Here is an 11,875-nt window from a genome sequence, read left to right as displayed (position 1 = left end):
ACCGACCTGGGAAAACCCGAGAACGATCTTCCCATCGTCCGAGCCGCTGCCAGAACCGGCACCGTCATCGCCGCCACCGCAGGCGGCTAGCGGGCCGGCCAGTGCGGCGGCCAGCAGGACCGTCGATATTTTTCTGCGCATCTCGCACTCCTCGCCATCACTGTTAGCGCTAACATCCCCGCGACCGCTGCGGGGCTACCGCGGTGGCACGAGTGTGTTTGCGAGAGTGTTAACGCTCACGTTGCTCGGCGTCAAGAGCTTCACGCAATCGTGACGTGCGCGGTATGTAGCCGAACAGATCGACTCCAGTCAACCCCTTGACACCGTCAGTGTGAGCGCTAACACTGCCACTGACGCGGGGCCGGAGGGAGGTCACCATGCGCGGTGCGCGGCGGTTGCGCGACAGGCCGGTGCTGACCGGCGCCGCTCGTGTGGCGCACCGCACCGTGCCGCGCGGGCCGGCCGCCCAGCGCGCACCCGCGCTGGGGCTGGTCGCCTTCGACACCTCGCTCGCCGGTCCCACCTCGACGGTCTACGCGATCGCCCGCGCCGCCCGTGCCGCCGGCCACCCGCTCACGGCGGTCAGCGCGCGTTCGGTCGACGCGGACTCGGTCGCCTCCGCTGTCGAGACATTGCTCTGCCGGGAGGTCGGCGGCGTCCTCGCGGTCGCGCCGACCGATCCCGCGCTGGCCGCGCTGAGCCGGATCCCGGCGGAGGTGCCGCTCGTCGCCGTCGGCGCGGGCGAGGCCGAGGGCGTGCCGGTGGTCGGGTTCGACAACGTCGCGGGCGCGGCGTCCGTCACCCGCCACCTGCTCGACCTCGGGCACCACACCGTCCACCACGTCTCGGGTCCGCCCGGCTGGCCGGAGGCGCGCGAGCGGGTGGCCGGCTGGCGGGCCGCGCTGGGCGAGGCGGGGGCGCCGATCGGCATGGTGCTGGCCGGCGACTGGAGCGTGCGGTCCGGATACGAGGCGGTGCGCCACCTCGGGGGCCACCGCGGCGTGACGGCGATCTTCTGTGCCAACGACCAGATGGCGCTCGGCGCGTTGCGGGCGCTGCACCTGGCCGGCCGCGCGGTGCCCGAGGAGGTGAGCGTCGTCGGGTTCGGCGACATCCCCGAGGCGCCGTTTCTGCGGCCGCCGCTGACCACCGTGCGGCAGGATCTCGCCGCGCTCGGCCGGGCCGGCATCGACCTGCTGGTCCGGCAGATCGCTGAAGGTCGGCGGATCGGGCACCACCCGCGCATCCCGCCGGCGCTGGTGCAACGGGACAGCTCCGCGCGCCCGTTGTGTGAACGTTAACAACCGTAACCGTCGATGAAAAGGAGTCGCGATGACCCGCCCCTGGGCATGGCTCGTCGCCGCGACCGCGCTGCTCACGGTGTTTACCACCGCCGTGCCGCAGCCCGCGCACGCGGCGCCCGGCCGGCCGTACACCAACCCGATCAAGTCGCAGAAGGGCGCTGACCCCTGGCTGCAATACCACAACGGCAGCTACTACCTCGTCACCACCTCGTTCACCAACACGCTCACGATGCGCAAGTCGCCGACGCTCGCCGGGCTCGCCACCGCGCCGAGCGTGCAGATCTGGCAGGACACCACGTCGTCGCGCGGCACCAACTTCTGGGCGCCGGAAATCCACTTCCTCAATGGACGGTGGTATCTCTACTACTCCGCCGGCGCGGTCGGTGTGGCCTGTTGCGACAGTCAGCGCACGCATGTGCTGGAGAGCGCCGGCTCCGACCCCCTCGGGCCGTACACGTATCGGAACATGCTCACCGGCTCCAACCTCACCCCCGGCGGCTGGCTCATCGACGCCAGTGTGCTCCAGCTCAACGGATCGCTCTATCTGATGGGCAGCGGCTTCATCGGCGGCAGCACGCAGAGCCTCGTGATCGCGCCGATGAGCAACCCCTACACGGTCAGCGGCACCTTCAGCCTCATCTCGTCGCCCACGCTTTCCTGGGAGCGGCAGGAGGGCAACGTGAACGAAGGGCCGGAACCGTTGCAGCGCAACGGGCGCACGTTCATCGTGTACTCGGCGAGCGCCTGCTGGGGGCCCAACTACAAGCTCGGCCGGCTGACGCTCACCGGCACCAACCCGCTCAGCGCCTCGTCCTGGACGAAGAACGCCAACCCGGTGTTCCAGCGCAGCGACGCCAACAGCGTCTACGCGCCCGGCCACAACGGCTTCTTCACCTCGCCGGACGGCACCGAAAACTGGATCGTCTACCACGCGAACGCGTCCTCCGGCGGCGGCTGCGACAACAACCGCACGACGCGGGCGCAGAAGTTCACGTGGAACTCCGACGGCACCCCCAACTTCGGCACGCCCATGCGCCTCGGCACCACGGCGGACGGGCCGGCGGGGGAGACGGCGACCACGCCGACCGCGTACACCATCGTCAACCGCAACAGCGGCAAGTGCCTGGAGGTGGCCGGCGGGTCCACAGCGGACGGTGCCAACATCCAGCAGTGGACGTGTAACGGTGGCAGCAACCAGCGGTGGCGCCTCGAAGACCAGGCCGACGACACGAGCCGGCTCGTCAACGTGGGCACCGGCAAGGTGGCCGACGTGACCAACTGCGCCTCGGCCGACGGCACCGACATCCGCCAATGGTCGTGGCTCGACAACACGTGCCAGCGCTACCGGCTCGTGCTGAGCGCCGCCGGCGGCTGGGTGCGGCTCACCAACCAGGCCACCGGCAAGGTCGCCGACGTCGCCAACTGCGGCACCGGCGACGGCGCCGACGTGCGCCTGTGGTCGTGGCTCAACAACAACTGCCAGCAGTGGCAGCTCCAGCCGGTATGAGGGAGACAACCATGCGCAGAGTCGCCGTGATCGCCGTCCTCTTGACAGCCGCGAGCATGCTCGTCGTCACACCCGCCGCCGCCGCGCCGGCCGTGCAGTACACCAACTCGCTCGTCGCGCAGCGGGCCGACCCGCACATCGTGAAGCACACCGACGGCTACTACTACATGACCGCCACAGCACCGGAGTACGACCGCATCGTGCTGCGCCGTGCCACGACGCTCCAGGGGCTCGCCTCCGCGCCCGAGAGCGTCATCTGGCGCCGCCACACGAGCGGCGAGATGGCCGCGCACATCTGGGCGCCGGAGATCCACTACATCAACGGCCGGTGGTACATCTACTTCGCCGCCGGCCGCAGCGACGACGTCTGGGCCATCCGGATGTACGTGCTGGAGAACGCTTCCGCCAACCCACTCACCGGCGGGTGGACCGAGCGTGGCCGGATCGTGACGCCGCTCAACACGTTCTCGCTCGACGCCACCACCTTCGTCCACAATGGAACGCGTTATCTCGCCTGGGCGCAGAACGACCCGGCCGTCGGCAGCGGCACCAACCTCTACCTGGCGCCCATGTCGAACCCATGGACCATATCGGCCACACCGGCGCGGATCAGCGTGCCCACGCACTCGTGGGAGACGATCGGGCACCGGGTGAACGAAGGGGCCGCCGTCATCCAGCGCAACGGCCGCGTGTTCATGACGTTCTCGGCGAGCGCGACCGACGCCAACTACTGCCTGGGCCTGCTCACCGCCTCGGCGTCCAGCAACCTCATGAACCCGTCGTCGTGGACGAAGAGCGCGCAGCCGGTCTTCCGCAGCAACGCGAACACGAGCCAGTACGGCCCGGGGCACAACTCCTTCACCGTCTCGGAGGACGGCCAGAGCGACATCCTCGTCTACCACGACCGCGGCTACCGCGACATCAGCGGTGACCCGCTCAACGACCCCAACCGCCGCACGCGCCTCCAGAAGTTCTACTGGAACGCCGACGGCACGCCGAACTTCGGCATCCCGGTCGCCGACGGGATCACGCCGGTGCGGCTGCGCTCGTACAACTTCGCGGACCGGTACATCCGGCACTGGGACTACCGGGCGCGCCTCGAGGCGAACGTCACCAACCTCGCCGACTCACAGTTCCGCATCGTCACCGGCCTCAACGGCGGCGGCACCGTGTCGCTGGAGTCGACCAACTTCCCCGGCTACTACCTGCGGCACCGCAACCACGAGGTGTGGGTGGAACGCAACGACGGCTCGGCCACGTTCCGCGCGGACGCGAGCTTCTTCCGCCGGGCCGGGCTCGCCGACGGCGCCGGGGTGTCGTTGGAGTCGGCGAACTTCGCCGGCCGCTACGTCCGCCACTCGTCCAACCTGCTCTATACGCAGCCGGTGAGCACCGCGACCGATCGCGCCGACGCGACCTTCTACCTGGAGTAGCGGCAAAGCGAGGAGGTCTGGCCGGGGCCCACCATCCCCGTGCCAGACCTCCACGTCTTTTCGTTACCGCTGCCCGTAGACGTTCTGGTAGCGGTCGTAGAGCTTGTCTATATCGGACTGTGCGATGGGGAGCGGCTCGCCGAGCTGGCGGGCGATGTGCACGGTGCGGGCCACGTCTTCGCACATGACCGCCGCCTTGACCGCGGCCTTGGCACTCTTGCCGATGGTGAAGACGCCGTGGTTTTGCATCAGCACCGCCGGGGAGCGGTGCCCGCGCAGCGTCGCCACGATGCCCTTGCCGATGTCGTCGCCACCGATGAGCGCGAACGGGCCGATCGGGATCTCCGCGCCGAACTCGTCGGCCATAGCGGTCAGCACGCACGGCACCGGCTCGCCGCGGGCGGCCCACGCGGTCGCGTAGGTGGAGTGGGTGTGCACCACGCCGCCGACCTCGGGCATCTCGCGGTAGACGTAGGCGTGGGCGGCCGTGTCGCTCGACGGGGCGAAGTCGCCCTCCACGAGCTGCCCGTCGAGGTCGCAGACCACCATCGACTCGGGGGTCAGCTCGTCGTACGACACACCGCTGGGCTTGATGACGAAGAGGTCTTCGCCGGGCACGCGGGCCGACACGTTGCCGGCGGTCCAGACCACCAGACCCCAGCGGATCAGCTGGTCGTGCAACCCCACGAGGTCTTTGCGGAGCTGGTCGACCGAACTCATGCCCGTGCCTCGTTCCGGATCCGGCGCAGCCGGTGCAGCACGTCGTTCTCCCCGCGTCCGAAGTAGTCGTGCAACCGCCTGTACTCCTCGTAGAGCGCCTCGTACGCCTTGGTGCGCGCGGCGTCCGGCTCGTAGACACGCCGCTCTACCCGGCCCATCGCCGCGGCGGCGGCGGGCACGTCCGGGTAGGCGCCGGCGGCCACCGCCGCGTGGATCGCCGAGCCGAGCGCCGGGCCCTGCTCCGAGCCGATCACCGAGATCGGGCGGCCGGTCACGTCGGCGTACAGCTGCATGAGCCACGTGTTCTTCAGCAGGCCGCCGGCCGCGACGAGCTCGGTGACCGGGAGGCCGGAGCCCTCGAAGGCGTCGATGATCGTGCGGGTGCCGAAGGCCGTGGCCTCGACCAGCGCCCGGTAGACGTCTTCCGGCCGGGTGGCGATCGTCTGGCCCACGATCACGCCGGACAGCTCGTGGTCGACGAGCACCGAACGGTTGCCGTTGTGCCAGTCGAGTGCGACGAGGCCGTGCTGCCCGACCTTCTGCGCGGCGGCGAGCTCGCTCAGGTACTCGTGCGGCCCGATGCCCCGCCGCTCCGCCTCGGCCCGGTAGTCGGCGGGCAGCGACGAGTCGACGAACCAGGCGAAGATGTCGCCGACGCCGCTCTGGCCGCCCTCGTACCCGTATCCGCCGGCCACGATGCCGCCGTCGACGACGCCGCACATGCCGGGGACCTCGGCGAGGGTGTCGCCGTTCATTACGTGGCAGGTGGAGGTACCCATGATCATGACGAGCTGGCCGGGCGAGATGGCCTGCGCGGCCGGTGCGGTGACGTGGGCGTCGACGTTGCCGGCGGCGACCGCGATGCCCTCGGGCAGCCCGGTCCAGGCCGCCGCCTGCGCGGTCAGCCCGCCGGCCAGCGCGCCGAGCGGCAGCAGCGGGTGGTCGATCTTCGCCACGAAGCCGGCGAAGTCGGGGTTGAGCGCTGCCAGGTATTCGGCGCTCGGGTAGCTGCCGTCCTGGTAGATGCCCTTGTAGCCGGCGGTGCAGACGTTGCGCGTCTCGGTGCCGCAGAGCTGCCACACGATCCAGTCGGCCGCCTCGATCCACCGCTCGGCGCGCGCGTAGACCTCCGGGTCTTCCTCCAGCAGCTGGAGGCCCTTGGCGAACTGCCACTCGGAGGAGATCTTCCCGCCGTACCTGTTGATCCAGGGCTCGCCGCGCTCGTGGGCGAGCGCGTTGATGCGGTCGGCCTGCCCCTGGGCGGCGTGGTGTTTCCACAGCTTCGTGTACGCGTGCGGCCGGTCGGCGAGCTCCGGCAGGCGGCACAGCGGGGTGCCGTCGGCCAGCGTGGGCAGCACGGTGCACGCGGTGAAGTCGGTGGAGATGCCGATCACCAGAGCCGGGTCGACGCCCGCGTCCGCGATCGCGGCCGGCACCGCGACGCGTAGCACGTCGAGGTAGTCCTCGGGGTCCTGGAGCGCCCAGTCGGGCGGGAGCGCCGCGCCGGTGGCCGGGAGGGTGCGGTCGATGACGCCGTGCCGGTACTCGTGGACGGCGGTGCCCATCTCGGCGCCGTCGTCGACGCGGACCACGAGGGCCCGTCCGGAAAGGGTGCCGTAGTCGACGCCCACGACGTATCGAGGGGGCTCGTTAGCGTTAACAGCATGGGGCATGGGGCTACCTCAAGGGGGCGCGGGTACTTTCGCGGACGACGAACTCTGGGGGGATCACGATGCGGCGGCGGGAGCGCGGGGCCCCGTCGACCTGCTCCATCAGCAGCGCGAGGCTCTGCCGGCCGACCTCGCCGAACTCCTGCCGGAGCGTGGTCAGCGGCGGCGTGAAGAACTCGGCCTCCGGGATGTCGTCGAAGCCGACGATGCTCATCCGCTCGGGCACCGGGATGCCGGCCTCGGAGAGCGCCCGCAGCGCGCCGATCGCCATCTGGTCGTTGGCCACGAAGAGGGCGGTCAACCCGTCCGCGCCGATCAGCTTGCGGGCGGCCTCGTAGCCGGAGCGGGGGCTCCAGTCGCCCCGCACCAGCTCGGGGATCTCTCGGTCGGCGTCGGTGAGCGCGTCGCGCCAGCCGCGCTCGCGCTCCTGGGCCTCGTGCCAGTCGCCGGGGCCGGCGATGTGCGCGACCGTGCGGTGGCCGAGCGAGAGTAGGTGCTCGGTGGCGAGGCGGGCGCCGAGCCGCTGGTCGACGGCGACGGTCGGCACCGGCGCGCGGCCGCCCTCGACCGCCACCACCGGGATGTCCTTGGGCACGTGGCGCAGCGCCGTCGTGGTCGAGGTGTGCGGTGTGATCGCGATGATGCCCTCGACAGCCTGCGCCATCAGCGCCTCGAACGCCTCACCGAACGAACGGCGGTCGACGCTGGGCAGGCTGGCGATGCTGATCGCGTATCCGATGTCGCGGGCCGCCCGCTCGATGGCGAGCAGCATGGAGGCGGGCCCGTAGAGCGTGGTGTCGATGCTGACCACCCCGAGCGTGCGGGTGCGGCCGGTGACGAGTGCGCGGGCGGCGACGTTGGGCCGGTAGCCGAGCTCGGTCATCGCGGCGAGCACGCGCTGGCGGGTCACCTGGCTGACGGTCGGCTGGTCGTTGATGACGCGGGAGACGGTCATGTGGGAGACTCCAGCCAGCCGGGCCACATCGACCATCCCGACCTGCCGGCGCGGGCCACGCCCCGATAGGCTTCCGCCGTCTCGTCGCTCCGCCATGCGTCTGGGCCCCGTTTCTCAAACCCGGTGAAACAACTCGCCTGTTCACGTTAACAGGCATATTCCGGCCTTGACCCATTGCCTGTCAAGTCCTTCGAAAACCTTTCGAACTCCCACCTACGGCAGGCTTGCGATCAGTTCATAGGCGAACGCCGCGGCGCTCGCCGCCGCCATCGGCTGCCAGTCGGCGTCTGCGGCGGTCGTCTTCGTGCCGTCGGCCGCGTCGCTGACGCCGCGGATGATGAGCGCCGCCATCGACCGGTTGAGGTGGGCGGCCCGGGCCACACCCGCCCCTTCCATCTCGATAGCCGCACTGTCGTTGTAGTGCCGCATGATCTGGGTCGCCAGGGGCGAGGTGCGGGAGTTGAGCACCACGTCGCCAGCCGCGATCGGTCTGAAGTGGACGGTGCTCTGCGGCGGACCGCCGCCGGTCAGCCACCGCCGCCAGGAGCCGCCCCGCGCGACATATCGGGCGAGCTGCTCCAGGTCGTTGGGCGCGTCCCAGGACCGCGGGCGGGAGTGGAAGCCGCTGTCGTCCTCCTGGCCGCCGTGGTAGTAGTACACCCGCGTGCCGACGACGATGTCGCCGATCCGGATGTCGTCGTGCAGCGCGCCGGCCACGCCGACAAACAGCACCGCCTTCGGGTTGAACATGCCCGCGGCCCGTTCCGTGATGATCCCGGCGGTCTGCGTGCCTTCTCCCATCACGCAGATCGCGATCGGCTGCGGGCTGCCGGGCAGCTGCCCGACCTCGAAGATGGTGCCCGCCGGATGGCGGACGGCCTGGAGGTTTCCCAGCGCGGTGCGGACCGCGTTGTACTCCACCTCCAGGGCGGTCAGGATCACGACGATCCCACCCGGCGGGGCGACGGCGGTCGGCTGAAAGCGCCCTTGCAGGATGTGCGCGAGGCGCAGGCTTATCTGCTGGGGCGCGATCCCCGCGTGCGTCAGCATGTCGGCGACACCGCCCGGCTGGCTGAGGATGCCGAGCAGGATGTGCGGCGAGTCGACCTGCGGCGCGCCCCAATCCCGGGCGATCTCGTATGCCCGCCCCAGCGCGTCGCGGCCCCGGGCGTTGAGGACGAGGGGCGTCTCGCTGACCCCGAAGCCGGCACCCAGCCACGCCTGTACCAGCCCGCGCGTGGCCGCCTCGGTGAGGCCGAGGCTGGCCATCGCCACCGCGTCGGCACTATCCGGCTGGCAGAGGAGCCCGAGCAGCAGGTGCTCCGCCCCCAGCCGGGAGTGGTGCATGGCCCGTGCCTCCTCGATGGCCCGCGCGAAGACCCGTTTTCCGAGATCGGAGTAGTACTCGAGCGACGGCGGCTGGCGGGTGTGGTGCGGATTGCCCGGCGGCCCCGTCACCCCGATGCCGTCCGCGCGCATCCCACCGCCCGCGGCCTCCTCACGCGGCGGCGTGCCATTGAGGCTGGGCCGCAGGTACTGGCGGATCGCCACGACCTGAGCGCCGTCGGTCTGGAGCGCCGCCAGGCCGCCGACGCACAGCAGGGCCAGCAGCAGGTGCTCGGTGCCGACGTTGGGGGCGCCGAGGTTGGCGGCCTCCCCGGCGGCGTGGGTGACGAGCACGGCGATGCTGGGATCCGGCGTCACGATGCCGCTGTGCGGAGTGCGGACCGGCAGCGTGAGATCGACCCGCTCGTACATGTCGTCGGTCGCCACGGCCATGGCCACCAGTAGCTGGTGACCCAGGCACTCCGGCTGCCGGAGGATGCCGAGCAGGAGGTGGGCGGGCAGCAGCCGGGTGTCGCCGCGCCCCCGCGCCTCGTCGGTAGCGACCCGGAACGCCTCGCGCGCCTGGGGCGTGAACCGCTCGACCTGCGTCACGCTGACCCCCGCCCAGTCTCCAGCTGCGGGGTGCCGGCGGGCTCCTTCCGCGAGACTTGCCTGCGATGCCCGGGCAGAATATCGAAGGTGCGCATCGTCCGGTATAGCGATAATCCGCCCGACATTCGTGACTGATCGTCGAGGCACGCCACCGTCCGGCCGTCCCGTTCCGGAGTCGGGCTTCTACAAGCAGATTTGCCCACGTCCGCTTTTGGTCGCGCGCCGCATGCTCCCGCGGGCCTCAGCTTCGCTTGTGGTTGCGGTTAGGTCGGCGCCTCCGGCGAGGCCTCCGGCTCCGGACGGGGCCGTCTCCGGCCAAACGATCAGGGTGAGGCCGCGGGAAATGCACCCCAAGAAAACGCTCCGCTGCGCTCCGCGTTTCCCCGGGGGCCCCGCGCAGCGGTCTGGACCACGACGGACGTCGCGGTAGCTCAAAGAAACTAGCCTGTGGCGAGTTTCAGGCCGAAGCCGAGGAACAGCGTGCCGGCCGCGGTGGTGGCGCCGGCGGCCAGGCGGCGGCGACGGCGAAACTGGGCGGCCAGGAACGTGCCGGCGAAGATGAGCAGCGTCAGGTAGAGCGCGCTGGCCAGCTGCGCGATCAAGCCCAGTAGCAGGAACGACAGGGCGGGGTAGGCGTACGCCGGGTCGACGAACTGGATGAAGAACGAGATGAAGAACAGGATCGCCTTCGGGTTGAGCAGGCTGATCACGGCCGCGCGGCGGAAGGGGTTGACCACCGGCTCGGCGGTCGGTGCGGGCGTGGCCGGTGAGGGTGAGCGCCAGCGGCGCCAGGCGCCGCGGAGCATCTGGACGCCGACGTAGCCGAGGTAGACCGCGCCGGCCCACTTGATGGCCAGGAAGACCGGCGGGTACGCATTCAGGAGCGAGGCGACACCCGCGGCCGAGAGCACCATGAGCACGGTGTCGCCCAGGAAGACGCCCGCGGCGGCGCGGTAGCCGGACGATACGCCGCGCCGGGCCGCCGTGGAGAGCACGAAGAGCGAGTTGGGCCCGGGCAGCAGGATGATGGCGACCGTGCCCAGCACGTAGGTCCAGATGTCGGTGATCCCCAGCACGGCGCCATCCTCACCCGACGGCCGCCGGAGCGCGAAGCTTTTCCCGCAGCCTCACATGTGCCGCTGGCCACTCGTCGAGGGTCATCGCGTACTGGACGCTGTCGTACCAGGCGCCGTCCGCGCGCAGCCGGTGCATGCGCAGCACGCCCTCGCGCCGCGCGCCGAGGCGCTCGATGGCGGCCTGCGAGCGGTCGTTGCGGGTGTCGGTGTGCCACACCACGCGCACCGCGCCGAGCTCCTCGAACGCGCGGGTGAGCAGGAGCAGCTTGGCCTCGGTGTTGATCCCCGTGCGCCAACACCGGCGGCTCAAGAAGGTGTAGCCGATGCCGAGCGAGCGCTTCGCCTCGTTGAGCTCGTAGTAGGAGGTGGTGCCGATCACCTCGCCGGTGGCCGCGTCGCGCTGGACCCAGGGCACGCGCGCGCCGGTGTGGTGCATGTGGAGCGCGCCGGCGACGACGTCGGCCATGCCGTCGCGGTCGGTGGGCTGGCCGTGCGTCAGGTGCTGCCACACCTCCGGGTCGCGGGTGGCGGCGAACAGCTCGTCGACGTGCGCCATGTCGAGCGGCTCGAGGATGACGTGGTCGCCGTGCATCGGCTCGGGCGTGAGCCAGGGGGAGCGGGGCGGCCGCAGGCTGTGCGGCACCGGCACGGTCACGCCGGTGTCCGGCTCGGGCATGCCGGGCACGAGGCGCAGCGGCACCACGCCCGCCCAGTAGGGCAGGTCGAGGTCTTCCTCGTCTTCGACCACGCCGCCGGTGCGGGCCTTGACGGAGACCTCGCGCAGCGGGATCGCCAGCATCGCGGTCTCGGCGAGCTCCCTGCGGGTGGGGACGCGGGTCTGCGCCGAGCGGCCGCTCGCGATCTTGTCGATCATCGCGCTGAGGACCGTCCGCTTTTCCTCCTCGCTCGTCACCAGCCGGGCCACACCGTGCGCGACGACCGAACGGTAGTTGGCACTGTGGTGAAGCTGCGAGCGGGCCAGCACCAGCCCGTCGAGCTGGGTGACCGTCAGGCAGACGCGCAGCCCGGCGTCGCCGCGCGCGGCCAGCAGGGGGCGGCTGCCGGTGGAACCGTGCACGTACACCGTCTCGCCGACCCGGACGTGCAGCGTGGGCAGCACCCGCGGCTCACCGTCCACAGTGAACGCGAGCGCGCAGTGGTATGCCTCGTCGAGGATCGCGTGAGCGGTGGCCCGCTCGTAGGACATGCGCCCGCGCTCCCGGCTGGCGGTCGTCCGCTCGGTCCGCTGGTACATGCGCCGTCCTCCGAAGT

The 11,875-nt window shown here is 70.9% G+C and carries 9 protein-coding genes; 3 read left to right on the top strand and 6 right to left on the bottom strand.

Annotated elements, in window-relative coordinates:
* Nucleotides 1-377: 377 nt before the first annotated feature.
* The 3 genes from ACTMTJ_RS42365 to ACTMTJ_RS42355 are packed head-to-tail and all read left to right on the top strand — an operon-like array spanning nt 378 to nt 4,244.
* Complete coding sequence (locus ACTMTJ_RS42365; protein WP_441224421.1) at nt 378-1,301, top strand: substrate-binding domain-containing protein; 924 nt, start codon at nt 378-380, stop codon at nt 1,299-1,301.
* Nucleotides 1,302-1,332: 31 nt separating this feature from the next.
* Nucleotides 1,333-2,811 carry a family 43 glycosylhydrolase gene (locus tag ACTMTJ_RS42360; protein WP_441224420.1) on the top strand — a complete coding sequence of 493 codons (1,479 nt, stop codon included), beginning with the start codon at nt 1,333-1,335 and terminating at the stop codon, nt 2,809-2,811.
* A gap of 11 nt (nt 2,812-2,822) precedes the next feature.
* Nucleotides 2,823-4,244 (top strand): family 43 glycosylhydrolase, encoded by a 1,422-nt coding sequence (locus tag ACTMTJ_RS42355; RefSeq protein ID WP_441224419.1) that lies wholly within the window; start codon nt 2,823-2,825, stop codon nt 4,242-4,244.
* Nucleotides 4,245-4,307: 63 nt separating this feature from the next.
* Here ACTMTJ_RS42355 and ACTMTJ_RS42350 read toward each other — a convergent pair whose 3' ends face one another.
* The 6 genes from ACTMTJ_RS42350 to ACTMTJ_RS42325 form a co-directional block, all read right to left on the bottom strand.
* Nucleotides 4,308-4,964, bottom strand: a complete 657-nt coding sequence (locus ACTMTJ_RS42350; protein ID WP_441224418.1) for an L-ribulose-5-phosphate 4-epimerase — start codon at nt 4,962-4,964, stop codon at nt 4,308-4,310.
* Complete coding sequence (araB, locus tag ACTMTJ_RS42345; RefSeq protein WP_441224417.1) at nt 4,961-6,637, bottom strand: ribulokinase; 1,677 nt, start codon at nt 6,635-6,637, stop codon at nt 4,961-4,963. The genes ACTMTJ_RS42350 and araB overlap by 4 nt, the downstream gene beginning before the upstream one ends.
* A gap of 4 nt (nt 6,638-6,641) precedes the next feature.
* Nucleotides 6,642-7,625 carry a LacI family DNA-binding transcriptional regulator gene (locus ACTMTJ_RS42340; RefSeq protein ID WP_441224416.1) on the bottom strand — a complete coding sequence of 328 codons (984 nt, stop codon included), beginning with the start codon at nt 7,623-7,625 and terminating at the stop codon, nt 6,642-6,644.
* 177 nt (nt 7,626-7,802) lie between these two features.
* Entirely contained in the window at nt 7,803-9,527 is a 1,725-nt protein-coding gene (locus ACTMTJ_RS42335; protein ID WP_441224415.1) for a phosphorylase family protein, read from the bottom strand.
* A 440-nt stretch (nt 9,528-9,967) separates the two neighbouring features.
* The gene (gene leuE / locus ACTMTJ_RS42330; protein WP_441224414.1) at nt 9,968-10,603 is read right to left on the bottom strand and encodes a leucine efflux protein LeuE; all 636 of its coding nucleotides are present in this window, start codon (nt 10,601-10,603) and stop codon (nt 9,968-9,970) included.
* Between the two features lie 10 nt (nt 10,604-10,613).
* Complete coding sequence (locus tag ACTMTJ_RS42325; protein ID WP_441224413.1) at nt 10,614-11,858, bottom strand: bifunctional pyridoxamine 5'-phosphate oxidase family protein/GNAT family N-acetyltransferase; 1,245 nt, start codon at nt 11,856-11,858, stop codon at nt 10,614-10,616.
* Between the last annotated feature and the right edge of the window lie 17 nt (nt 11,859-11,875).

It is taken from the genome of Phytohabitans sp. LJ34, assembly GCF_052068095.1.
GTDB lineage: Bacteria > Actinomycetota > Actinomycetes > Mycobacteriales > Micromonosporaceae > Phytohabitans.
The sequence above is the reverse complement of the archived record's forward strand: the minus strand, read 5'-3'. Positions and strand labels throughout refer to the sequence as shown.